This window comes from Streptomyces niveiscabiei (assembly GCF_033794345.1).
Taxonomy (GTDB): Bacteria; Actinomycetota; Actinomycetes; order Streptomycetales; family Streptomycetaceae; genus Streptomyces; species Streptomyces niveiscabiei.
This window is the reverse complement of the sequence record NZ_JARAYJ010000017.1, coordinates 153,708-178,448: the sequence shown is the minus strand read 5'-3', so window position 1 is coordinate 178,448 and position 24,741 is coordinate 153,708. Positions and strand designations below refer to the sequence as shown.

General features: G+C 67.4%; 17 protein-coding genes and 1 pseudogene. 8 read left to right on the top strand and 10 right to left on the bottom strand.

Features of this window, described 5'->3' with window-relative positions; all coding sequences use genetic code 11:
- Positions 1-610: 610 nt before the first annotated feature.
- Together PV682_RS23925 and PV682_RS23920 are read left to right on the top strand one after the other, a co-directional pair.
- Positions 611-1,582, top strand: coding sequence for a small ribosomal subunit Rsm22 family protein (locus PV682_RS23925; RefSeq protein WP_319733109.1), 972 nt, complete (start codon positions 611-613; stop codon positions 1,580-1,582).
- Between the two features lie 11 nt (positions 1,583-1,593).
- Positions 1,594-2,334 (top strand): SDR family oxidoreductase, encoded by a 741-nt coding sequence (locus PV682_RS23920; protein WP_319733107.1) that lies wholly within the window; start codon positions 1,594-1,596, stop codon positions 2,332-2,334.
- 248 nt (positions 2,335-2,582) lie between these two features.
- On the opposite strand, the gene PV682_RS23915 is transcribed toward PV682_RS23920, so the two are convergent.
- A complete protein-coding gene (locus PV682_RS23915) occupies positions 2,583-3,551 on the bottom strand; it encodes a D-alanyl-D-alanine carboxypeptidase family protein (RefSeq protein WP_319733105.1) in 969 nt (322 codons plus the stop codon).
- 69 nt (positions 3,552-3,620) lie between these two features.
- Positions 3,621-4,643 (bottom strand): annotated as a pseudogene (locus tag PV682_RS23910) (aldo/keto reductase).
- A gap of 146 nt (positions 4,644-4,789) precedes the next feature.
- Here PV682_RS23910 and PV682_RS23905 point away from each other — a divergent pair.
- From PV682_RS23905 to PV682_RS23895, 3 genes are all read left to right on the top strand, one after another.
- Entirely contained in the window at positions 4,790-5,173 is a 384-nt protein-coding gene (locus PV682_RS23905; protein ID WP_319733103.1) for a hypothetical protein, read from the top strand.
- A gap of 70 nt (positions 5,174-5,243) precedes the next feature.
- Positions 5,244-5,951: a DUF3105 domain-containing protein gene (locus PV682_RS23900; RefSeq protein ID WP_319733101.1), complete on the top strand. Its 708-nt coding sequence runs from the start codon at positions 5,244-5,246 to the stop codon at positions 5,949-5,951.
- Positions 5,924-6,556: a DUF305 domain-containing protein gene (locus PV682_RS23895; protein ID WP_407705728.1), complete on the top strand. Its 633-nt coding sequence runs from the start codon at positions 5,924-5,926 to the stop codon at positions 6,554-6,556. The genes PV682_RS23900 and PV682_RS23895 overlap by 28 nt, the downstream gene beginning before the upstream one ends.
- Before the next feature lie 47 nt (positions 6,557-6,603).
- On the opposite strand, the gene PV682_RS23890 is transcribed toward PV682_RS23895, so the two are convergent.
- The 6 genes from PV682_RS23890 to PV682_RS23865 all read right to left on the bottom strand — a co-directional run bounded on the left by PV682_RS23890 (position 6,604) and on the right by PV682_RS23865 (position 19,202).
- Positions 6,604-8,781, bottom strand: coding sequence for an AIPR family protein (locus tag PV682_RS23890; RefSeq protein ID WP_319733097.1), 2,178 nt, complete (start codon positions 8,779-8,781; stop codon positions 6,604-6,606).
- 66 nt (positions 8,782-8,847) lie between these two features.
- Complete coding sequence (locus tag PV682_RS23885; protein ID WP_319733095.1) at positions 8,848-10,425, bottom strand: serine/threonine-protein kinase; 1,578 nt, start codon at positions 10,423-10,425, stop codon at positions 8,848-8,850.
- Between the two features lie 166 nt (positions 10,426-10,591).
- Positions 10,592-13,771, bottom strand: coding sequence for a type I restriction endonuclease subunit R (locus PV682_RS23880; RefSeq protein ID WP_319733093.1), 3,180 nt, complete (start codon positions 13,769-13,771; stop codon positions 10,592-10,594).
- A gap of 4 nt (positions 13,772-13,775) precedes the next feature.
- Complete coding sequence (locus PV682_RS23875) at positions 13,776-15,065, bottom strand: restriction endonuclease subunit S (RefSeq protein WP_319733090.1); 1,290 nt, start codon at positions 15,063-15,065, stop codon at positions 13,776-13,778.
- The gene (locus PV682_RS23870) at positions 15,062-17,053 is read right to left on the bottom strand and encodes a type I restriction-modification system subunit M (RefSeq protein WP_319733088.1); all 1,992 of its coding nucleotides are present in this window, start codon (positions 17,051-17,053) and stop codon (positions 15,062-15,064) included. The genes PV682_RS23875 and PV682_RS23870 overlap by 4 nt, the downstream gene beginning before the upstream one ends.
- Positions 17,054-17,144: 91 nt before the next feature.
- Positions 17,145-19,202 (bottom strand): N-6 DNA methylase, encoded by a 2,058-nt coding sequence (locus PV682_RS23865; RefSeq protein ID WP_319733086.1) that lies wholly within the window; start codon positions 19,200-19,202, stop codon positions 17,145-17,147.
- A 156-nt stretch (positions 19,203-19,358) separates the two neighbouring features.
- On the opposite strand from PV682_RS23865, the gene PV682_RS23860 reads away from it, so the two are divergent.
- Both PV682_RS23860 and PV682_RS23855 read left to right on the top strand, forming a co-directional pair.
- Complete coding sequence (locus PV682_RS23860) at positions 19,359-20,585, top strand: ParB N-terminal domain-containing protein (RefSeq protein WP_319733084.1); 1,227 nt, start codon at positions 19,359-19,361, stop codon at positions 20,583-20,585.
- A gap of 89 nt (positions 20,586-20,674) precedes the next feature.
- Positions 20,675-21,883: a hypothetical protein gene (locus tag PV682_RS23855; protein WP_319733082.1), complete on the top strand. Its 1,209-nt coding sequence runs from the start codon at positions 20,675-20,677 to the stop codon at positions 21,881-21,883.
- A gap of 46 nt (positions 21,884-21,929) precedes the next feature.
- Here PV682_RS23855 and PV682_RS23850 read toward each other — a convergent pair whose 3' ends face one another.
- Positions 21,930-23,261 (bottom strand): alpha/beta hydrolase, encoded by a 1,332-nt coding sequence (locus PV682_RS23850; protein WP_319733080.1) that lies wholly within the window; start codon positions 23,259-23,261, stop codon positions 21,930-21,932.
- Between the two features lie 245 nt (positions 23,262-23,506).
- Here PV682_RS23850 and PV682_RS23845 point away from each other — a divergent pair, with 245 nt between their 5' ends.
- Complete coding sequence (locus tag PV682_RS23845) at positions 23,507-24,271, top strand: hypothetical protein (RefSeq protein ID WP_319733078.1); 765 nt, start codon at positions 23,507-23,509, stop codon at positions 24,269-24,271.
- Here PV682_RS23845 and PV682_RS23840 read toward each other — a convergent pair.
- The gene (locus PV682_RS23840) at positions 24,268-24,741 is read right to left on the bottom strand and encodes an ATP-binding protein (RefSeq protein WP_319733076.1); all 474 of its coding nucleotides are present in this window, start codon (positions 24,739-24,741) and stop codon (positions 24,268-24,270) included. The genes PV682_RS23845 and PV682_RS23840 overlap by 4 nt on opposite strands.

The window sequence follows — 24,741 nt, the reverse complement described above, 5'->3', positions numbered from 1 at the left end:
TGACACCACCCCCCGGGTCATGGTCGACAGGGGGCAAAAGTCATGCCGGGCCAGAAGGCCGGGAGCCTCATGATCGAGGCCGTCTAGAAGGTAACGGGGGCGACCGTGCCGGGGGGTGCGGCTCTCCCGCCGTGCGGGGGAAAGGGGGCGATCGTGCCGGGGGGTGCGGCTCTCCCGCCGTGCGGGGAAAGGGGCCATCGTGCCGGGTGCGGCTCTCCCGCCGTGCGGGTCGTGCCCCCGGTCGTGGTGTACCCGATCACGGTCCATCGCTTCCGTTTCGGAGCCACCCGGTACGTGCCGCAGCCGGCCGTCGCGCAGTCACCGTCGGTCCCGGGCAGGTGAGCCCTGACCAGGTGTCCGACGAGGGCGGTTCGGACCGCGACCTGGGGATTCCGTCAGCTTGATCGGCTACACCACCTGGTGGACACCATCGCCGTGCGGGGGAAAGGGGGCCACCGTGCCGGGTGTGGCTCTCCCGCCGTGCGAGGGAAGGGGGCCACCGTGTCGGGTGGGCGGCTCTCCCGTCGTGCGGGTGTGGTGGGGGCGGGGGTGGTGTCGGGGAGGGGGGTGTGCGGTTTGAGTGGTGTGTTCGGCCTGAGAGAATCTTTGTGTGAACTCGGCTGAATCCCTCCGTACCGCCCTTGACTCGATCCTTGACGGGCTGCCGCCCCGGCAGGCGGCTCGGGCGGTGGAGCGGCTGATCGCTAGTTATCGGGGCGCGACGCCGACTTCTGCGCCGATTCTGCGGGACCGGGCCGATGTCGCCGCGTATGCCGCGTACCGGATGCCGGCGACGTTCGAGGCTGTGTGCTCGGCGTTGGGGGCGTTTGCTGAGGCGGTTCCGGGGTGGTCGCCGGGTAGTCATGTGGATGTCGGGGGTGGGACCGGTGCGGCTACGTGGGCCGTGGAGTCGGTGTGGCCGGGTGTGCGGGATGTGACGGTGTTGGACTGGGCCGAGCCGGCGCTCGCGTTGGGGCGGGAGATCGCGGCGGCCAACTCCGCGCTGTCCGGGGTGCGTTGGGAGCGGGCGCGGATCGGGTCGGCGCTGCGGGTGCCCGAGGGGACGGACCTGGTGACGGTGTCGTACGTCCTCAACGAGCTGACGCCGGCCGACCGCTCCGCGCTGCTCGCCGGGGTGGGCGGGGCGGCTGCCGTGGTGATCGTCGAGGCGGGCACGCCGGACGGGTACGGGCGGATCATCGAGGCGCGGGACCAGCTGATCGCAGACGGTTACACCATTGCCGCGCCTTGTCCGCACAGTGGCGCCTGCCCCATCGTCCCTGGCAAGGACTGGTGCCACTTCTCGGCGCGGGTGAGCCGCTCCTCGCTGCACCGGCAGGTCAAGGGGGGTTCGCTGCCGTACGAGGACGAGAAGTTCGCGTATGTCGCGGCGGTACGCCAGGAGGTGTACCCGGTTAGCTCCCGGGTGGTACGGCGCCCGCAGATCCGCAAGGGGCAGGTGCTGCTCGACCTGTGCTCCGCCGAGGGTGAACTGGGGCGGACGACCGTGACGAAGCGGCACGGCGACCTGTACAAGGCGGCGCGGGACGCGGAGTGGGGCGATTCCTGGCCGCCCGCCTAGTGTGCGGAGGCATGAACTCCAAAGTCGCAGTGGTGACCGGTGCCGGTTCGGGCATCGGGCGGGCCGTCGCCGTCGAACTCGGGCGGGCGGGGTGGTCGTTGGTGCTGGTGGGGCGCCGGGTCGAGAAGCTGGAGGAGACGGCGGCGCTGGCGCCGGACGCCGCTTCCCGGGTGCTGCGGGCCGATGTCGCGCGGGAGGAGGACGTGGAGCGCGTCTTCAGTGCCGTACCGGGGCGGCTCGATCTGCTTTTCAACAACGCGGGGACGTTCGGGCCCGGGGGCGTGCCCTTCGAGGAGCTGTCGTACGACGCGTGGCGGCATGTCGTGGACACGAATCTCAACGGGGCGTTCCTGTGCGCGCGTTCGGCGTACCGGCTGATGAAGTCGCAGGACCCGCAAGGGGGTCGGATCATCAACAACGGTTCCATCTCCGCGCACACGCCGCGCCCCCGGTCCGCGCCGTACACCGCGACCAAGCACGCGATGACCGGGCTCACCAAGTCCCTTGCGCTGGACGGGCGTTCGTACGGCATCGCGGTGAGTCAGATCGACATCGGCAACGCGGCGACCGATATGACGGACCGGATGCGGGCGGGGGTGCTCCAGGCGAACGGGGAGGTCGCGCCGGAGCCGGTGATGGACGTCGCGGATGTGGCGCGCACCGTGCGGCACATGGCGGAGCTGCCGTTGGAGGCGAACATGCAGTTCGTGACGGTGCTGGCGACGGGGATGCCGTACGTCGGGCGGGGCTGAACTCCCTGTGGGCGGGGGCCTGTTGATCCCACACAAGCGGAATTGATTCGTCCGCCCTATTGCGGTGGTTGGCGGAACTATGCTCAACTCTCCTACACGAGAACTTCACACTTGGGTGGGGGAGTTCCGCAGGCCATTCCGAGGGGGGAGGAAGCAGTCGCCCCACGGCACCGGGTGGGGGTGGGCCTCGCGGGGGATCGCGAGGTGCGCACCGGGCCGTGGGGCGTCTGCTGCAAAGGGGCGGTGGCTCAACTCTCTTCGGGGGCGGCCTTCTTGGTGCGGCGGTTGCGCAGGGCGTACACGCCGCCGAGCAGGGCCCCCGCGACGACGCCTCCGACCGGCAGCGTCCAGCCCATGCTGTCGTCGTCGACCGCCGCCCCCGCCGAACCGGCCGCGCCCTGCGGCGAGTTGTGCGACACCTTCGCGCCGCCCTCGCTGAGGGGCTCCGCGAGCGTCCCGACCGCCTTCGCCGAACTCCCTTGCGCGAAGCCCCAGTCGAGGAGGGTGCGCGCCTCCTCGTACACGGCGTTGAGGCCGCTCCTCGGGTGCAGCACGGTGACGAGGAGGGTCCGCCCGTTCCGCGTCGCGGCTCCCGTGAACGTGTTGCCCGCGTTGCTGGTGTAGCCGTTCTTCACCCCGATCATCCCGGGGTACGCCTTCACCCCGTGCGACCCGCACAGCAGCCGGTTCGTGTTCTCGATCCCGGTCTTCCCGATCCGCGCGGTCCTCGTCCCGCAGTACGCCCGGAAGTCGGCGTTCCGCAGCCCGTTCCGAGCCATGAGGGTGAGGTCGTAGGCGGAGGAGTACTGCCGGGGATGGTCGTACCCGTCAGGACTTACCACGTACGTGTCGACGGCCTGAAGATCGGCGGCCTTGGCCCGCATCTCTGCGACGGTCCGCTCGATCCCCCCGTTCATCGCGGCCAGCACCCGCACGGCGTCGTTCCCCGACCGCAGGAAGACCCCGTGCCACAGATCCTCGACGCTGTACGTCACCCCGGCCTTGATCCCCACCAGACTGGACCCCTCCGGCACGGAGGCCAGCTCCACCCCCCGGACGGTATGCCTCTCACCCCGCGCGAACTTCCCCAGCAAGGTGTCCGCGAACAGCATCTTGAGCGTCGAGGCCGGCGCGAGCCGCACATGCGGATCCCTCGCGGCCAGCACCTCCCCGCTCTCGTGGTCGGCAACGGTCCAGGCCCGGGCGGTGATGTTCACCGACGGGACCGTACAGAACAATGGTGAGAAAACACGAACCCCACCAGAGGGCGTGTCCGACCTGGGGTTTCAGCGGAGGATCCGCTCGACCTCCGCCATCTGCTCCCCGCTCAGCGGCCCCTTCTCCAGCGCCCCGGCGTTCTCCTCGGCCTGGGCGACGGATCTGAAGCCGGGGATGGGGATCGTCTGTGGGCTGCGGGACCAGATCCAGGCGAGGGCGCCTTGGGTGAGGGTGCGGCCGTCGGAGGTGAGGACGGAGCGGAGGGCGTCGATGCGGGCCAGCCAGGTGGGGTCGGGGGCGGTGCCGTCGGTGAAGCCTTCCAGCCAGGCCGGGGGGCGGCTGCGGATGTCGCCGGGTTCCCAGGCCGTCCGGCGCGTCTGGGCCAGGAGGCCCATCGCCAGCGGGCTGCGGTTGATGCTCGCCAGGTTCGACTCCTCGCAGAGCGCGAGCATTTCCGGGGCGTCCTGGAGGATGTTGAGGCGGTGCTGGACGGCCGCGCAGTGCGGCCCGGCGGCGAAGACGGCGGCACGGTCGGGGTCGTCGGTGCTCCAGGCGTACGTGCGGATGAGCCCCTCCCCCACCAACTCCTCGCAGGCATCCCGGAGTTGCGCCGCCTGCTCCGGATGCGCGTCGGAGATGTGGAGTTGGTAGAGGTCGACGTAATCCGTCCCGAGCCGCCGCAGCGAAGCGGTGAGGGCGGTACGAAGATGGCCGGTGCTCGCATCCTGCCCGTCGGCGACCTTCGTACGCTCGTCGAAAAGGTTCCCCCACTTCGTGGCGACGACGACATCCGCCCGCCGCGTGCCGAGCGCCCGCCCGAGCACACGCTCACTGTGTCCGGCCCCTCCCCCAAGCTCTCAACTCCGTTCGAGCAGGGAGGTGCCCCCATCGTCCGCCGTATCGAAAAACGTGATCCCTAGGTCGACGGCCGTACGCACAGCCCTGACCGACTCCGCGTCGTCCACCTTCCCCCACCCCAGCGGCAACCCGTCCGGCCGCGACCACTCCCCGCCGATGGCCCAGCACCCGAACCCGAGCGCGCTGACCTCGATGCCCGACCGGCCCAGCGTCCTTGTCCTCGTCTTCTCCATGAGCCGGGACGCTAGGTGTTGAAGTGCGCTTCAAGGCAAGGAGTCATACCGGCCCCGAAGCCACGAGCCCCGCACGTGCCCCGCACGGGGCACGCCTTCGCGCCGCTTCCGCACGGCCTCACCCGTTCGGCCGATACACTCCTTGAGTGTTCAACCGGCCCCCGACCCTCCAGGGCAGCCCCACCAGGGCTGCCTCTGTCGTGTTGGGCCTGCTGCTGGCGCTGGCGACGGTGCTGGGGTGTGCGATGCATCCCGGTGAGGCGGAGGCCGAGGCGGCGCGGAGGTATGCCGCTGTCGCGTACGCCCCGCAGGGACCGGCGAAGGAGCATGTGTGCCCGGTGCCGGGGCACGAGTGTCACGGCGCGGGCGGGGTGATCGCGCGGACGACGGCGCCCACGCCGCACCCGGCGCCGCAGGCGCTCCCGGGGAGGGTGGACGCGCGTCCGGCGGCGGCACCCCGTGCCGTACGGGCCGAACCGGCCGCGCCCCGCCCTCCCGACCTGCACGCCCTGCAAGTGCTGCGAACCTAGAACGGACGTCCCCTTTCCGTCCGTTCACCGGCGTATCCGCCGACTCCCGTAGCACGAAAGGCATTTCGTCATGTCCACCGGCAACTCCAAGAAGACGACGACCGGTTCGAAGTCCAACCCCACGCCCAAGAAGCGCCCCGGCAACAAGCCGTCGGCCGGCGAGAAGGCGGCCACTCGCCGCGCGCGCATAGAGGAGCAGCGCAAGGCGGAACGCGCGCGGGAGCGCCGTAGCCGCATCCTGACGATCTCCGCGTCGGCGGCGATCGTGCTCGCGCTGGTCGCGGGCGGCGCCTGGCTGATCAACGACGCGAACGAGAAGGAGGCCGCGCAGGCGGCCCCGGTCTCCGGCGAGAAGACGTGGAAGGACCTCAAGCAGAACCACGTCGAGGGCACCGTCAAGTACCCGATGACCCCGCCGGTCGGCGGCGACCACAACGGCGTCTGGCAGAACTGCGACGCGCAGGTCTACACGCAGCAGCTCCAGAACGAGAACGCCGTGCACTCGCTGGAGCACGGCGCGGTGTGGGTGACGTACAACACCAAGGCCGCCGAGGCGGACGTCAAGTCGCTGACGGAGAAGGTGAAGAAGACGTCGTACACGATGATGAGCCCGTACGACTCCCAGTCCTCCCCCATCACGCTCTCCGCGTGGGGGCACCAGCTGAACGTCACCGAGGCGTCCGACCCGCGGGTGAACGAGTTCCTCGACAAGTACGTGCAGGGCGCGCAGACGCCTGAGCCGGGTGCGGCGTGCACGGGCGGGAAGGCCACGGCGTGACCGCGACCCGGCTTTCGCGCACCCTGATCGGCGGCGCCCTCATCACGCTCCTCGCGGCGGTCGCCCTCACGATCACCCTGTTGCGCCCGGCGCGGGCCGACTCCCCTGCGGGGCCGGTCGATTCGGGCTTCGCCCGCGACATGGCCGTCCACCACCAGCAGGCCGTGGAGATGTCGTTCATCGTCCGCGACCGTACGTCCGACGAGGACGTACGGCGTCTCGCGTACGACATCATCAACACCCAGGCCAACCAACGCGGCATGCTCCTGGGCTGGTTGGACACCTGGAACGAACCCAAGTCCTCCCAGGCCGCCCCCATGTCCTGGATGGACCACTCCATGCCGTACAAGCCCCACGACGGCTCCCTCATGCCCGGCATGGCCACCAACACCGAGCTGAACAAGCTCCGTTCCCTCTCCGGCAAGCAGGCGGAGGTCTTCTACCTGAACCTCATGACCGCCCACCACAAGGGCGGCATCGAGATGGCGGAGGGCGCGGCGCGGGGCGGCGAGACCGAGCAGGTGCGGCGGTTGGCCCAGGGGATGGTGAACGGCCAGCAGGCCGAAATCGCCCTGATGGCCGACATGTTGAAGAAGCGGTCCTGAACGTCAGGTGGCCTGCCCGGTCCAACGGGCAGGCCGCCGACCTGCCGTCAGTCCCTTGCGGGCTCGGTCGACTCGTCCTCGTCCGGCTCTTCGAGTTCGCTGAGCACTCGCCAGGCCAGATCGGCCAGGGTCTCGCCGGTGGTGGTCACCCAGCGGGCCGTCCCCTGGTTGGCCACGGGCCGGCCCTTCCAGTCAGCCAACTCCCACATGAGAGTGACCAGGCCGGACGGTGAGTACTGCTTGCCGTCCGCAGCCCACAGAATCGGCTTGGTGCGATGCTTGGTCCAGGTGGCGAGGCTGCGTTTCGGGTTCTCGGCGAGCCAGTCCCGAAGCGCCTCCGCTTCCACCGGATAAGCCGCGCTGAGGGTGAGCGGATCGCCTTCTCCGAGGGTGCCCTTGTCGATGAGGACATGGACCGCGTTGGGGCGGCGGGGTTTGCGTTTGCCGGGTTCACGGCGGTACTTGTCGTTCTGCTTCGGCTGAGCAGCGGCATTGCCGTCCTCGCTCAGCACTCGGGTGGCGATCTCCCGGCAACGGACCACATCTGCGCACACGGCCTGGATTCGCGACCGGTCACCGTAGAGAGCGTCGATCGCGGCAGCAACCGAGGGAAGCAGCTCCGCCACCAACCCGGGGACCTGCTCGACCGCCCCTGCCACCCACTCCAGCTTGGGGTCCGGCTCGTCGATGGCCTCGGTGTCGAGGCGTTGGAAGACGAGATGGGCCAGCAGATACGTCCCGTGCTCGGTGAGCGCGGCACCCCGTCCCTCGTATCGCGAGCGAAGTTGGTGGAGACTGCGCCGTACGGCCCGCAGGACCCGTACGGCGTTCCACAGGAGGTAGGCACCCGGCTGCGGACGGAACAGCACGTCGTAGATGCCCTGCGAGCCGCGTTCCCACAGAACGTCCAGGGTGGTGGCGATCCTGGCAGCGTACTGGCTGTCGGGATGGGCGCAGGCCAGCGCGCACGCCGCCTCGACCACGGAGCATCCGGTCTCCTCCGGAGGATCCAGCTCGCTGCGGCGCACGCTGTACACCAAGCCGAGTTCCGCCCGCATCTCCTGCTGGATCGCCGCTTGGACGGTCTCCAGTGTGATGAAGTCGCGTGGCCCGACACTGTTCTGCCGGTTCGTCGCCTGCGTGGTCTTCTTGGCGAAGTCTTCGCGTTTCCCGGTGACGATGATGCGCACACCGATCTGAGCCTCGGCCGCGGTCGCGTCGGCAGCCATGGCCTCCGCCACCGACCTGACGGTCTGCGCACCGTTCACGACACTGGCGTTGTGCAACGTGAGTGTCAGCGGCCGGTGTTGGGGAGCGAGCATGCTCTGCTCGGTCTTCTCCACCGTGTCACAGAGCACGGTGATGCCGTTGTTGAAGTACCAGAAGTTGGCGGGTTCCTCGTTCAGCGTCTTGATCAGGTCGTTGTTGATCGAGGTACGGCCGAGTGGGTTGCGGATGTTCAGGTTGAAGAGGTCGGAGCCACTCTTGGCCCACTGCGCGATCTCCTCCGCCATGACGACGCCCTGGTAGGACTCGTAGGGGGAAGAAATCGCGAACCACGGAAACAGCGTGGCGTTGAGCCGGACCGGCTTGGGTGCCAGGTCCTTGCGTACGGACTCCCATACCTCTGGACCGAGGATGATCCTGTTGTCCAGTCGCTGGCCGAAGCGGTTGAACGGCTGTTCCCCTGTGGCCAGGGCCTGCGTGAACCCCTCTCCGGGTTCGTCGGGGCGCATGAGGACGACCACCTGAGTGACAGGCGCCATCCTGTTGTCCATGACGGACTTCGCATACTCGGCCAGTTGGCGGCCTCGCGGGTTGAAGGGGGCGAAGTCCTCGTCGTCGATGAGGCGTAGGCCGGCGAAGAGTTCGAGCACGGCGTCCCGCTCGGCCCTCGCCTTGCCCTGGGCGCTCCACTTGCCCTGCACCAGATACACGTGGGGGTTGTCCCCCTCCACCACGGCGATGGCGTCGATGCCCTGATCCGCATGCCCGTCGATCACTGTGGCGGCGGCGTCCGCCGGACTGAAACCGGTGACGATCCGGACCGCTTGAGCGGTTAGTGCCCGGGAGATCAGGCGTGGTGTGCGTTCGTGGTCCGGCATCCCTTCGAGATCGCCGAGTTCCAGCAGATCACGGTAGATGCTCTCCAACCCGTTGCCGACCTGGCGTACCTGGGTGTCCACGTTCGGGACACCCCCGCCGCTGGTCCGACCGCCGCTCATCTTCGTTCCCCTCCCACTGGTCAGCCCGCTGCGCCGACCGCCTTGATCGTGTCACCTTACGGCTGGTCAGGAGCCGGGTTCATCCAGGTTCAAGCGGATCAGCGACAACGCCTCCGCGATCTCGGCCGTCATCTCGTCGTCGGGGCCGAGGACCATGCCCAGGTCCGCATGGAGCGGTTCCAGGACGTCCCCGGCCTCTTCCGTCCGTCCTTGTGCGAGCAGCAACATCCCGATGTCCCGGCGCAGTTCGACGGCTTCCTCGCTGACGTCACCATCGACGGACCGTACGACACTCAGCACGCCCTCCAGCGCGACCAGTGCCTCCGTGACCTGCCCCAACTCGGCGCGGCAGCGCGCGGCTTGAGCCCGGCAGACGCGGGTCTGTTCGCTGGTGGGGCCGTTGATACGGCCGTAGGCGTCGGCGAGGGTGTCGAACTCGGGGAGGGCGGCCCGGTAGTCACCCCCCAGCAGCAGGATCGCGGCGCGTTGCGTGCGCAGTTCGAGGACCTGTCGGTTCTCGGAGCCGAGGGCGTGGGCGGCCGGTTCGACGAGGGCGCCGAGGACCTCGGCGGCCTGGGCGAACCTCTCTTCGTCCAGGAGTTCGTCCGACTGCTCGTACGCCTCCCTGATCTCATCGCGAAGGCCGTCCGGTGCCGGAACCGGTACGGCCTGCTGCGCATCGGCGTCGGGAATGCGCGGCACGGACCGTGCACGGGCGCGGGGGGCGTACGGGTCACGGAAGAGACCGGTCGGGTCCGGAACTCCCACCGGTCCAGCCCCTGTCGGCAGGGGTTCCGCTCCGGCCGGCGGCAGGAACGGCCGCAGTCGCTCGTACACCTCCTGGACGTCGGTGGGGCGGGCTTCCGGAGCTTTGCGCAGCAGGTGGGTGACGAGTTCTTCGAGGTCCGGCGGGACATCCGGGCGTAGCTGCCGCAGGGGTACTGGGGTTGCGTTGATGTGCTGGTACATGAGCTGGTACTCGTTGTCGGCCGTGAACAGCAGCCGTCCGCTGAGCAGTTCGTGCAGGATGCAGCCGAGCGCGTACAGATCGGTCTGCGGGGTGATCCGACCACCGCGTACCTGTTCCGGTGACATGTACTGATAGGTGCCGATCGGCGTGCCGGTGGCGGTGAGTTTGGTGACATCGGTTCGCAGGATCGCCGCGATCCCGAAGTCCAGGACCTTCACCGTCCCGTCAGGAGTGACGAGGATGTTGCCGGGTTTGAGATCGCGGTGGATCGCCGGTACCTCGTGGGCGTACGACAGGACGGTCGCCACCTGCGCGACGACGGCCGCGGCCCAGGGGATGGGCAGGAGGCGGCCGGGCTGGTGGTAGGCGGACAGGGGGACGCCGCCGACCAACTCCATGACGAGGAACAGTCGTTCCAGGGAATCGTCCAGCACCGCGTCGTACACCTGAGGGACACCCGGGTGCTGGATCCTCGCGGTGATCCGTGCCTCACGCCTGAACCGTTTGACGAACTCCTCGGCGAGTTGGGGTGAGGTGACCGCCTGTCGCCGGATCAGTTTCACGGCGACGGGCCGGTCGAGTACGGCGTCGTAGCCGCGCCATACGTCTCCCATGCCGCCGTGGCTGAGTTCTTCGAGGAGTTCGTAGCGTCCGGCGATCTTCTGCTGCGGCATTCTGCCCGCCCCCGTCATGTTCTTGCCCCCGCATGGGCTCGTGATCGTCGTGCCCACCGGTTTGATGTGCCAGGAACAAGTCTTGTGGGCAGGGGATCTTCAGTCCAGGAAGACGGACAAGGGCCGGCGGTTATGGCCGAGATACGCCCCTGCCCGTCCCTCGTGGCTACGCGGCGTCATCCACGCCGGCCTCGCGGCGGAGCATGCGCCATGCGGCCCGGCGTGCGCTGCGGTCCAGGTTGGACTTGAAGCCGCGGTCGGCGCCGAAGTACTGGCGGCCCATGCCCGCGATGCTGTCGATGTGGTCGGCCATCTTGTCGGCGAAGACCTTGTCGAAGACCTTGCCGAAGTTGTCCTCGTCGTTGACGAGGGCGGCGGCCCGCACCCGGGAGTCGGCCTTGGCCTCGTGGAACGGCCTGGCGAGGTCGTCCTCGGTGAACTCCGTGCCGAACTTGGCGTTGAACTCCTCGATGAGCTGGGAGAGAAGCGACTTCTCCTCGTCCTTGGCCCCGCCGTTGCCCTCGCCGAATCCCGGCATCAACGCCGGGCCCTCGGCGGTCAGCGAGAGGTCGTGCTCGCCGGTCTTCTCCACCCGCAGATGGCTGAGGTCCACGTCACCGATGTCCACGCCTCCGTCGGCGCGGCTCCTCAGTCGAGTGAGGAGGAAACGGCCGTAGAGGTGCAGCCGTTCCAGGTCGGCGTCCTGGTAGGGCACGATCTGCGCGAGGAAGCCGTACTTGCGGACATAGTCGTTGAGGTCGGCGCGGAAGTCCTCGGCCGTCTTGACGCGGTCCTCGTCCTCGGTGTCGTCCCGCAGGTCCTCGTAGCGGGCGACGGCCGGGGACAGCAGTCGGTACAACTCGGCGTGCAGTTTCTCCCAACGGGCCTGCGACCCGGCCGCCTTCTCCTTCGCCTCGAAAAAGGCGGCGGCGAACTCGTCCATGTCCGCCTCGGAGATGATCGGCGCGGCCATGACCCTGCCCTGCGCGATGTAGAGAAGGTTCGGGTCGGACGGGAGGGTCTGCGCCTCCTCGAAGTACGGGACGAAAGCTCCCTTGACGTCCTCGGCCTCGTTCGCGAAGTCCAGAACGGCGAGGTCGCTCTGTGCCTTGCGGTCCGCCGTGCGGTTCAGCCGGGAGAGGGTCTGGACGGCGGAGATGCCGGTCAGCTTCTTGTTGACGTACATCGTCGTCAACAGCGGCTGGTCGAACCCGGTCTGGTACTTCTCGGCGACCACCAGGATCTTGTACTCCTGCTGGCCCTTGCCGCCGGCCTTGACGGCCTTGTCGTCGGCGCGCGTGTAACCGAACGCCTTCGGCAACGCGCTCTCGGCGAGCCCGCCGTTCTCCTTCGACTCGGTGGTCTCCTTACCGTCGACCGTGAGCGAGCCGGAGAAGGCCACCAGGACGCCGAGGTCGGGGTACTTGGTGTCGTAGTCCCGGTCCTTGATGTAGCTCTTGATGGCGCGTGCCGTCTCGGCCGCGGACTGGCGGGAGGCCGTGACCACCATCGCCTTGGCCCGGCCGCCGAGCCGTCCGCGGGTGTGGCTGACGAAGTGCTCGACGATCACCTGCACGTGCTGGGAGACGGTCGAGTCGTGGGTGAGCGCGTACCGGGCGAGGAGCGGGTTCGCCTTGGATGGGTCGACCTCCTTTTCGTCCGGGTTCTTGTTCACCAGCTTCCAGTACGTGTTGTACGTGACGTAGTTGCGCAGCGGGTCGAGGATGAAGCCCTCCTCGATCGCCTGGCGCATGGAGTACGTGTGGAAGGGGCGGTAGGTGACCTTGCCGTCGCTCTCCTCGGCCGTACCGAAGAGTTCGAGCGTCTTCGCCTTGGGCGTGGCCGTGAAAGCGAAGTAGGAGATGTTCGCCGCCTTGGACCTGTCCTCCGCCCTCTTCAGGAGCTGTTCCTTGACCGTGAGCGTCGTCGTCGCGCCCGGGTCCTCCGAGTCCGCGTCCAGGCCCAGGTCACGCAGGACCGCGCGGACGGAGGTGGCGGCGTCGCCGGACTGGGAGGAGTGGGCCTCGTCCAGGATGATCGCGAAGGTCGTGCCCTTGATGTCGGTCGGGTTGCGCTGGATGTAGTCCAGCAGCGCCGGGAACGAGTGCAGGGTGACAGTGACGATCTTGCCGGTGTCCCGGGAGAGGGCGCGCGCGAGCTGCTCGCTCTTCGCTCCGCTCTTCTCGTCGATCTTCACGACCAGGCCGTCCGTCAGCGAGAAGTTCCCCACCGTTTCCCGGAGTTGGGCGTCCAGGTTCCGGCGGTCCGTGATGACGATGACCTTGTCGAAGACCGGTTCGCCCGGCTTGATGCGGCCTGCTGACAACGCCTCGGGGCTGAGCCTGCGGGGGTCCGTGTCCGCGTGCAGATCGGAGAGGCGGTGGGCCAGCCAGCCGATCGTGTTCGACTTGCCCGAGCCTGCCGACGCCATCACCAGGTAGTCCTGGCCCGAGCCGTGCGTAGCCGCGTGGGCGGTCAGCTTCTTGACCACGTCCCACTGGTGGAAGCGGGGGAAGATCGTCGTCCTGGAGGACTTGGCCTTCGTCTTCTGTTGGTGCGCGAAACGGTGGAGCAGGTCCAGCCAGTTGTCCCGCTCCCAGACCTGCTCCCAGAGGTAGGAGGTCCGATACCGGCCGGCGGCGGTGGGCTCGGGGTTTCCCGCACCGCCTGAGCGGCCGGGCCCCTTCGAGCCGGTGTTGAAGGGGAGGAAGCGGGTGTTGCTGCCCTTGAGGTGCGTCGCGACGAAGACGACGTCCGGGTCTATGGCGAAGTTCGCGATGACCCGGCGCGTGAAGATCGGTTCCGTGGGGTCGCGGTCGGTGCGGTACTGGTTCTTCGCCTGCTCCACGCCCTGGCCGGTGAGGGGGTTCTTCAACTCCGCCGTGGCTACGGGGATGCCGTTGAGGAAGAGCGCCAGGTCGAGTTCGTTGCCCTGGTCGGCCTGCTTGGTGGCGTAGCGGAGCTCCCTGACGACGGTGAGGCGGTTGGCCCGGTAGCCGTCGAGCACGGAGTCATCGGGGATGAGGTTCGGCTTGAAGTAGGCGAGCTGGAGAAGGACGCCCCGATCTTTGACGCCGTTACGAAGAACGTGGAGCAGCCCGTCTTCGGCGATCGCCTTGTCGAGCCGCCTGGCGAAGCCTTGCTCGGCGTCCTTGGCGTTGCCGTAGACGGTTTGCAGTTCGTACCACTCGTCAGGCTGGGACTGCTTCAGGAACTCGAACAGCTCTGTGGTGTCGAGGGCGAGATCCGCGGTGTAATTCTTGGGAGAAGCTTCGCGCCAGCCTCGGGTGTTGAGGGCGGTGACTATCGCATCGCCGAAGGCGGACTCGGTGTGGATGAGAGGCATGGGATTACTCCGTTCCGCTTGTTACGTTGCGTCCGCTGGCTGTGGATACGTCGAATTGGCCGGTTACGGCTGCGGTGATTAGGGCTTGGCGGTGTTCGACAAGGAGAGCACTCGACCTGCGTAGGGCTTCCCATGCTTCACGAATACCGCTGCGGACACGCATCAACTCCTCAACAGTTTCCCTCTGTCGGACAGGCGGGGCAGCAGGAAGGCTAATGGATCTCACATCCTCAGAACGAAGCTTAATTGTCTGCCCCGATTGCCCGCGGAAAAGCAGGTTCATAAAACCACGCACAGGTCGACTACCAAGCGCAAGAGCGACAAAATCCGGAGACCATTCGCGACTCAACTTGACTCGATACATCAAGTCGCTCAGAAGTAGCTTACGACCATCAGTTCTAGCGACCGCACACACACCCACATGCGACGGAGATCCACTACCACGCGTCAGCAGGACATCGCCATCCTCGATCTGATACCGCAAGTCGGCATCAATTCCGTCTGGTAGCCGCTTGTGTTCCAGTGGCATAAATTCACCAGAGCTGACAGAGCTAGTTTTCAGTACGGCCCACTCGGAAGGGTCAGCTTCGACATCATCACACTGAGGACTCCACCCCTGCTCCACCGATTCGACAAATCGACGCATCGGAAGGAGGCCATAAGCCGAAATGAGGTGGTCAACACTGGTAGCAAGAAGGGAATCCCAGAGTTGCTCAAGGCACCTAAGCTGTGACGCTCTGGCCGCAGCGAGCGCGTCCAGGCGGTCAGTCTCGAAATCAAGGAAATCAGCAATACGGCGCTGCTCCTCAAACGGCGGCTCCGGGAGCAGGAAACGCTTGATGTCCCTTTGGAACAAGTGCGGGACACCCATGCCATCCTTGACGGACCCAATGTGAGACTGAATTGGGTTACTCGCAATTACGTAGCGAATAAATCGCGGATCCATCGCCGAGGCACGAAGTACCGCAATCGAACCGTTCACCGTAGCTTCACGCGGCAATCCCCGAACGATGTTAACGATTCCGAGCGTGTTCCCATCCTTGGCAAGGAGCACATCCCCCTCTCTCAGCTTAAGCTCAGGAGACTCCTGATAGCGAAATTCGGAGATGTAGTTCACTTCACCAAAATCAATCTCCCGACCCTTGATATTGGGCGTCGCCAGAAACGCGTATCCTTCCGACTGATACTCGTCAGCAGTAAGAGCCTTCCAACCAATGCGCGCATTTACCGTGGCAATGCGATCTAGCCGCACCCTGTTCCATGAAGCTGGCAGCGAAGAAAACGTGTAGCTCATTCTGTCACCTCTCCGAGGAGCCCCTGAATCTCCGCCTCCAGTGCCTTCAACTCTGCGTTAATCTCCTCCAATGGTCGAGGCGGTTCATACACGTAGAAGTGTCGAGTGAACGGAATCTCATACCCCACCTTCGTCTTAGCGTGATCAATCCACGCATCCGGCACATGCGGATGCACCTCCCGCTTCAGATACTCCTCGACGTCCTCCCCCAACGGCACGTTCTCGTAGTCCCGCAGCTCCCCATCCGGCTCCTTCCCGCCCTTCACGAACTGGACCTCCCCCTTCGGATCCCGCACCCCCACCGCATCCCGCACTGCCTTGGCGAACGGTGTCCCCGAGGGCCACAGCAACCCCGCCTCCACCACCGCGTCCTTCAACGCGATCAGTGCCTCGGACTTGGTCGCCCACGACGAACCGAGGAGCGTCCGCACAGCTCCGACGAAGGCATCCGCCTCCGCCAGCTTCTGCACCGGCTTGGCCGCAGCCAGCGCAGTGAGCGTCTCCTCCGTCACCTCGAAGCGCAGCTTCAGGGGGCGCTCGACGGTGATGCGCTGGTAGCCGAAGTCCTCGTTGGCGAAGACCTTGACCTTGCCGTGGAACGGGTGCTCCGGGTCTGCGGCGATCGTGATCGCCTCTCCATACGCCCGCGTCACGTCAGCGATGTGCTGCTGCCCCAGCTGCTTGCGCTTGTCCCCCAACGACTTCCGCATCTTCTGCCATTGATCCCGCGCATCCAGCAGTACGACCTTCCCCTTCCGATCCGGCGCCTTCCGGTTCGTCAGGATCCAGAAGTACGTGGAGATACCGGTGTTGTAGAAGAGCTGGTCCGGCAGCGCGACGATCGTCTCCAGCCAGTCGTTCTCGATGATCCAGCGGCGGATCTCCGACTCTCCGGAGCCCGCCGCACCCGTGAACAAGGGCGAACCGTTGAAGACGATCGCGATACGGGAGCCGCCCCCGCCCTTGACGTCCACCGGCTTCATCTTCGAGATCATGTGCTGGAGGAAGAGAAGCGAACCGTCGTTGATCCGCGGCAGGCCCGCGGCGAAGCGGCCGGCCTCGCCCAGGTGGTTGTGCTCGTACTCGACCTCGTCCTTGACCTTCTTCCACTCCACCCCGAACGGCGGGTTGGCCAGCAGGTAGTCGAACTTCTCGCGCGCGTGGCCGTCGTCGGAGAAGGAGTTGCCGAAGGCGATGTGCTCCGGGTCCTGCCCCTTGATCATCAGGTCGGACCGGCAGATGGCCCAGGACTCGGGGTTGAGTTCCTGGCCGTACACCTCGACCGTGGCGTCCTTGTTGTGCTCGCGGATGTGCTCCTCGGCCGCACTGAGCATGCCGCCGGTTCCGCACGCAGGGTCCAGCACCGTACGCACCACACCCGGAAGGCTGAGCGCGTCGCCGTCGGGTGCGATCAGGAGGTTCACCATCAGCTCGATGACCTCGCGCGGGGTGAAGTGCTCACCCGCCGTCTCGTTGGACTGTTCCGCGAACCGGCGGATCAACTCCTCGAAGATGTACCCCATGTTGTGGTTGGGTACTTTCTCCGGGTGCAGGTCGAGATCGGTGAACTTGCCGATGACCTTGTAGAGCAGACCGGCCGCGTTCAGCTTCTTGATCTGCTGTGTGAACTCGTACTTGTCGAGAACCTCACGGGCGTTCTCGGAGAAGCCCGCAACATAGATCTGGAGGAGCTGGGCCGCGTTCTGCGCGTCCCCGGCGACCTTCTTCAAGGTCAGGTCGCTCTTGTTGTAGAAGGAGTGCCCCGAGGCCCGCCGCAGGAAGTGGTCCGTGTCCATGTCCTGGCCCTCGAACCGGGCGACTTCCTCGGCGACCTTCTGACGAGTCGGCTCCAGGACGCATTCCAGTCGGCGCAGCACGGTGAACGGCAGGATGACCTTGCCGTAGTCGGACTGTTTGTAGTCGCCGCGCAGGAGGTCGGCGACGGACCAGGCGTGATTCGCCAGCTCCGTGTGCTTACTGCTGTTCAAGGGATTCCCCGGTTTCCTTCAAGGTGCTGTTCCGCGCAACAAGTTGCGGGCGTGGACAAGTGTGGTGCATGAGCGGACGCCCAGGTATGGATCAGGACGTATCGACGCCAGGTGAGCCCTGATCGAGTGACACCGGCGGGAGGAGCGCACCCCCTGTAAGCCCCCGCGCCAGCAGCTCCGCGGTCTCCTCAGCCAACCGCGCGGTCCTCCGCGCGTCGGCACGCAGCGTGTAAAGACTCCGGAACGCCTCGCCGTACCGGCGTTGTTCTTCCAATGGCATCAAGGGGATACGAAGCCGCCCCGGCGCGACATGCAGGACCGTGCTCCCCGTCGACGCCCCCGCGATGTTGTCCTCCGAGTCGAGGAACCCGACCAGGAACCACGGATCGAGCCGGGTCTGATCCGGCCGCAGGAGATGGACGTTCGGGCCGAGAAGCGAGCCGGCGTCCGACTCGTCCGCGACCCGGGCCATCGGACCGGTTCCTCCGGCCACCGACCGCACAAGGACGTCCCCCATCGCTACGACTGGCGTGTTCTCGCTCCCCACTTCGGCGGGGTCACCCGACGGAGCCGTCCCCGCCGCGATGTCCGCACCGGTGAGAACCGCCGCGAGCCGAGGAGCGGTATCGGCCCTTCGCTCCCTCGCTCCCGGCACGGCACGCAGCAACGTCAACGCACCACCTCGCGCAAGGTCCGACGCGGTCGCCGTACGCCACTCCCTGGCCGAAGTCCCCATCGCCACCCACTCGGTGAGGCCCACCCCTCGGACGAGGGACGCGGCCGTCTCCGTCAACGAGCGGCGCCCAGCCTCGGCTTTCGCGGCCAGCTCGGCCGGAGCGACGTCCGTACGGGACACCCGGACCCGGCGAACAGGAGTGAGGTCGACGATGTCGTCGAGGAGGTCGACGACGGGCACCGCACGCGCGGCACCGGACTCGCCCGAGAACGTGTCCGGGGAGGTCAGGAACGCCTTCCAGTGGGCAACCGTCTTCTCACCCGAGCCCAAGCCCGAGCCCACTCCCTCGGAGTCCACGAAAAGCACGGACTTCCGTTCCGCACCCCCCGGTTCGGGGCGTTGCAGTACCCAGATCTGAAGTCCCACATGCAGCGGCGGCGCTGCCCCCGCCGGAAGCGCGATCACGGCTCGCACCGCGCCTCCCCGCACCAGCTCCGCCCTGATACGACGTCCCGCCGCACGCGTCGCGGTAGCGGGCGGGAGGATCAGTACCGCCCAGCCGCCCGGGGCGAGGTGGGCCAACGCATGCTGGATCCAGGCGAGTTCGGATTCGCCGCGCGCCGGGACGCCGTACGCCCAGCGCGGGTCGTAGGCCAGTTCGTCGTGGCCCCAGTCGCGGTCGCCGTAAGGCGGGTTGCAGAGCACGGCGTCGACGAGGAGACCGGGGAACGCATCGGTGCGCAGGCTGTCGCCGCCTCTGACGGTGATCTCGGCACCGGTGTCCTCCAACCGCAGGGCGACGGTGCTGCGTTGGACCTGCAAGGGGAGAACGTCCTGTCCGTAGAGGCCAGTTGCCCCACACCTCCCCGCAGCCTCCAGCAGAGTGCCGCTCCCGCACGCCGGGTCCAGGACTCGGCGTACGCCCTGAGGCAGCAGCCGTGCGACCAGTTCCGCCAGCGGTGCCGGTGTCCGGTAGACGCCGCTCGCCGCGCTGTCCTCAAGTTCCCGTTCCGCGAGTATGCCGAGGGCGGCCCGGCCGCCTTCGTCCCGTACACAGCGGAGCAGGGCGCGCAGGGCCGCGCCGTCCGCCGGTCGCAGGGTGGCTCTGTCCGCCGTCTCCGCCGTCATGCGGGCAGCGAGGTCGGTGTCCGTCAGGTCCATGAGGGTGGTCAGGTCCTCGGGAGTCCGGCGGGAGGCCACCAGGATCACGGGCAGCAATGCGGCTCCGTCCCCGGCGTGCAGTCGGAGAGCCGTACGGAACTCCTCCTTGGGGTTGGCCGTCGCTGTGTGACCTCGTGAGGTCAGCCACGCCTGCACCGATCCCAGGTCGTACAGCGGACTGCTTTCGGTGCCTCCCGCCGGGGACGGGAAGTCGTCGTGCCGGCGGCGCCAGTTGCTGACGGTGGCACGCGTGACCCCGGCGAGGCGGGAGATCTCGGCGGCCGTCACCTGGGCGGCGGGTGGCTGCGGCATGTCGGGCCTCTCCGTGGGAGTCAACTGTTAACAGAGTACAGCAGACGTCAAATCAATCAAGCTGTTTGACAACGCTTTCACGAGCATGCTTACCTGTTATTGCTTCCATTCGACAGGACTCGAAGCAGCGACCTGCGCCGTCCTAGGGGGACCGCCATGCGCCTCACCATGCCCACCACCGTCATCGAAGGCACTCAGCTCACCGTGATGCCCTTCCGCCCCGATGCCGTCATCGGGACGATGGGCTTGCCGACCCTCCTCCAACTCGTCCCGTCCCCGCGCACGGAAGAGGACACCCGGGCGCTCAAGTACGCCTCCGGCACCCTGCGGCGGCATGCCGAAGTGCGCGCCTTGGTCCAGCGCATGCTGAAGTCGACACAGAAAGGCCGCAACGTCACCTCGTACGCCGCGTACATCGCCTCCGGCGTCAACGGCGAGTACGGCACGGGCTGGTCCACTCCCCCGATCACGCTGTGGCTGGACGGACAGCCGGGGGCCGTGAGCGACGAACTCGTCCCGGGCAGCGGCATCCGCACCGTCACCGTCCTGCCCGGAGCGCCCGTGGTCGCCATCGACGGGGAGACCCAGGTCACTGCGTGGCACGAGCTGTACGACAACCCGGAGCGGTTCGGCGTCACCTACGAGCGGCTCAGCGCGGTGCGCCTGCCGTACGAGCTGTACTTCGGGCTCACGGTCGAGGCCGCGCGGCAGATCTTCTACGACCGTAACGTCGAGGGCGTACCCGTCGCCAAGAACCTCGCGATGTCCATGGACCAGCGGGACCTGGGCACCCGGATCGCTCACCGTATCGGCGAGACCGTCAAGGTCGAACACGACGGTCGGATCATCCCGTTCAGCAAGCTGGTGCAGGGGCGCAAGCGTCAACTGACTAAAAGCGACCCCGAGTTGATGACGCTGTCCGCTCTGCGTGTCCTCGTGATCACCGCGCTGCACGGGCGACCGGGACTCACTTTGACCTCCTCCACCCTGCACGACGACGGACTCCCGCCGGGCGTGGACGCCGAGCGGGCCGCGCAGCGGCTGGTACCGCTGCTGTCGGCGATCGTCACGCGCCTGTACCCGCACCTCGCGGCCCGAACAGCCGTCTCCGCACCCGCCGTTCTGGCCGGCATCGGCATCGCCGCCCACCAGGCGACCGGCTGGGCCGCCTCTGGCAACTCCCTGTCCGAGGAGGAGCTGTTCGCTCTGCTGGAGCCGGTGCGGTGGGAGCGCGAGGCGGCCTACTGGGACGGAGTGGCGGCCAGCGCGAACGCGTCCGGTGTCCTCAACTTCGGTGGTGGCGCGAAGGATTCAGGGGGTCGGGTCGCCGATGCGCTGTTGCACCCCGACTCCGAGCACGGGCGCAGGATCCGCGGCTGGTAGAGGAGGAAGCTTCGGAGCGCGAACCGGATAATCAGAACCCCCGAGCTTCGACAGGAGCAACTCCCTTGCCATTTCCGCCCAGTGACGTGGTGGCAGCCTTCGGCCGGCATATGCATGTCGAACTGCTTGAGCAGCAACTGTGCAAGCGTCACCCCGAGTTGGCTGACCGGGTTCGTCTTCATGACGCGAGCAACGGAAGACTTCTGCTGGTCACGATGTCCGGTGCACAGTATGTCGGTCTGGCGCAGGTCCGGATGGGCCACTCCGTCGTCTGGGCGATTATGGACCCGGTCCTCGACAACCCTCCGTCGGTCTGGCCGATCACCACACCTGACGAAGTCCTCGTCGACGCCCTGCACGCCGTGGCGACCGCCTGCCTGACCGGTGAGCCCGTCGCTTCTCCCTGGCGCTGGGACGAGAGCGAGCCCTCGGACATGACCGAGCTCGCCGATCTGCTCGACGAGCGGAAGGTTCGAGTTCTCCGAGTCGCCGTGGGCAACTGGTACTACCCGTACGGCTCGCCGCTCGCCCCCAGGCTCGGCATCACGAGCGGCGATCGCGGTGGATCCGTGCTGGAGGCCGAGGTGGACGGCCATTTCGTCCGTGTCTCGCTCAAGCCGACCTTGGGTTGGACTGTCGACGTCCATCACTCCGGGTGGAGCAAGTGGGGCCGTATCGACATCGAACGGCTGCTGCGGGGGCGTTCATCTCCCGCACCTGGCCTTCCGCACGGGCGGGTAACGGTGCGGGAGATCGCAGACCTGCTGTCCCGAGGGCCGCAGGTGTGGGACGTCGAGACGTCGGCGTGGACGTGGCGGCGTGTGGATCTGTCGCCCGAGCTTCTGAGCGATGGGCCCAACTGGTTCGCCGACCTCGCCGAACTGTGGGGCACGACAGGCGAGACCAGCATGCCGAGCCCTTCCGAGATCGCGGAAGCGGTCTTCCACCAGCTCAAGGACTGCGGCTTCACGGACCTCCGAGCAGGTGACATCGACACGCCGATCGTGTCCGACACGTTCCACGTCGTATGGCACAGCAGCCGTAAGTCTCTGTCCCGTCCGGAGATCGAGCGGCTGAGCGGTCAGGCTGCGGCAGCCGGTGAGGAGATGCCGAAGCGGCTCATCGTGATCACGAGTAGCGGCGTCACCAAGCCGGCTGGTGAATTCGCCGATCAGGCCAAGGCGTTCGCTTTCCACCTGGACCGGGCGACAGGTCGGCTCATGGGCGAGAACTCGCGTGCCCGCCAAGCTCTTCTGCCCTCCTCGGAGCAGACGTTCCGGGAGCTGGAATCCTGGTGACGGTGGGTGGCCTGCCCGGTTCAACGGGCAGGCCGCCGAGGGTGGTTCAGATCAGGTGTTGGGCGAATGCCGCGAGGCTCTGGGTCGCCGTGTTCTTCTCCGGGGACGCGAACAGGGGGTCGAGGTGGTTCATGCCCTCGTCCGTCTGGAAGGTCGTGGAGGGGATGCGGGACTGGGCGGCGAGTTTGCGGGCGGCGGTGAGGGCGGTGCCTTTGTAGGCGCTGGTCTGGAAGGCGTAGAGGGGGATGTCCAGGTCGGTGGTGTGGTGGAGGCGGAGGTCTAGGGAGCGGGTGGTGTCGGTGTCGGCGTAGAGGTCGGTGGCGTCCAGGTCGACCGCGAGGCGGGAGGGCCAGTACCACTGCCAGACCGTCGGGGCGGGGCCCGCGTACGCCGTGGCTACGCGGGAGATGGGGGTGATGCCGGTGTCCGTCCAGTCGCCGGTCGGGGAGATGGTGCCCGAGTGGACGCTGATGTCGTTGGGCCAGCCGAAGCTCTGGTCGACCAGGAGGCCGAGCAGGGCGGCGTTGGTGATGGTGCCCGAGGGGCGCAGCGCGTCGGGGAGGCGGGGTTGGAGGACCGACTTGGCGTGGGGGTCCAAGTGGGCGTACCAGCCTGCGAGTTGGTAGAAGATCTGGGTGCTTTCGGAGCGGGTGCCGAGGCCTACGGCGGCCAGCGACATGTCCAGGACCGCGCCGCCGGAGATGGCCGCTAGGCGTTGGCTGATCTTCTCCGGGGAGTTGTCGGGGGCCGCGCCTCCGCCGTCGAACGCGCCGAGGACGCCGCCGTCGATGAGGGCGAGGCCCGCGAGGTCGCGGTAGCCGGGGTGTCCGTCGAAGTCCCAGGCGGCGTACGCGGCGGCGGTGGTCGCGCCCCAGGAGTGGCCGCCGAGGATCACCTTGCGACGGCCGCCGCAGGAGGCGGCCTTCACGACCGTGCGGAGGTCCGAAAGGGCCTGCGGGAGGCCCCAGTTGGCGAGGTAGCCGGAAGCGGCCGGGTCCAGGGAGCGGTAGTGGCCGTCCAGGTAGTAGGCGAGGGGGTCGGCGGTCGCGAAGCCCGCGCGGTCCACGAGGCTCTCCTCGCGGCGGTCGTACGCCCAGACCTGCACGCCCGGTACGGCCGCGACGAGGTCGCGGGCGAGGAGGCGGAAGTCGTTCGCGGCGCCGAACATGCCGGGGACCAGGACGAGTACGGTCCCTGCGGTTGGGTCGCCGATCTGGAGCGCGTGGACCCGGTCCGACCCTGCGGGGCCGCCGCCGGGGCCGACCGGGAAGGCCACGTACGGCTCCCCAACTGCCTTGGTGGCCCAGGCATTCCCACCGAGTACGGTGCTCGCCGCCACCCCCGCCGCCATGCCGCCCAGCAGGGTCCTGCGTGTCATGAACCTCGTCATGTCCGGTCGCCTCCTTGAAAGTTGGAGAACATGACTACGGGAGTAGCTTGCTCCATGGAGGTCCTGTGGTGATCACCGGCCCCGACACCCGTCACGGGTGACAGAATGCGGGCACATTATGAACACCCTTGCAAAATCCGGGGTTTCGAATTCGATCGATAAAGATGATTGACTGGATTCACCGGATGGTGGTGTGATGAGGACCCCTTCAGCACTGTCATGAATGGGGCCTCGTGAACGTATTCGAGACGACCAAGAAAAGGCGGGCCGGGAGATTACTCCGGGGAGAACTCCGGACGGCCGAGGCGTTGTTGAGGGAGGCTGCGGAGCGCGAGGAAGCCCGGGACCAGGAGGTTCGCGAGCTTCGGCAGCGGTTGCAGCAGGCCGAGGAGCGGGAGTTCGAGCAGCTCGTCGAGAACGAGCAGTTGTACGACGCCCTTCAGAGCGCCAACAGCAAAGTCCGTTTCCTGAAACGGCAGTTGGAAGAGGCCGGTCTCCGCACCCCGCCTCCGAATCCACCCCACCGCCCCGCCACTTTCACCGAACTCCTCGACCGTCTCCCCGAGTTCCCCCACCTCCGCTTCACCGGAAACCCCAAGCGGACGAAGGACCTGGACGCGCACGCCATCCCCAACTGGGTCTCCGTCGCGTGGGACGCGCTCGAAGCCCTGGACGAGTACGCCGCGCACGGCACCGGCGTCGACTTCCGCCACTGGTGCGACAACCTCCCGGAGACCTGCGAACACCCCTTCCCCGCAGGCAAAGTGACGATGCGTGAGTCGGAGACCGTGGCCAACCACCACGACTGGCGCCGCCAACGCACGTTCCCCGTACCCGAGTCGGTCGCTCGCGGCGGGCGCCTGTTCATGCAGTCCCACCTGCGCATCGGCAGCGGCAACACCGTCTCGCCCCGCCTCTACTTCCACGACGACACGGCCAACTCGGGTCTGGTGTATGTGGGTTACCTGGGCGCGCACCTCGACAACACGCACACCTAGCCGAGCGAGTACTCCGCCCACACGGTCTTCCCGGGCCCGTCCGTCCGCAGGTGCCAGTCCCACCGCGCCGCGAGCCCCGCGACCAGCACGAGCCCCCGGCCGTCCAGCGACACGTACGGGTCCCGCCCGACGACGACGCTCGCCGGCCTCGGCGGCAGCCGCTCGCCTCGCGTGTCGGTGACGTCCACCCGCGCGGTCTCCAGCCGAGGCGCCACCTGGAGCCTCAAGTGGAAGTCCCGGCCCGGGACATGGCCGTGCCGCACCGCGTTGGAGGTCAGCTCCGCGACGATGACCACGATCGCGTCGTGGTCGTCCGAGCCGTACGGAATGCCCCACTCGTGCAGCCGGACGGCCGCGAGGCGGCGGGCGAGGCGGGCGCCCCTGCGCGTCGAGGTGAAGCGCATTTCGAAGTACTGTTCGGCGGGCGCCGCGAGCGTGTTGCCGGTCGGAACGCCGGGTTCTTTCGTCAT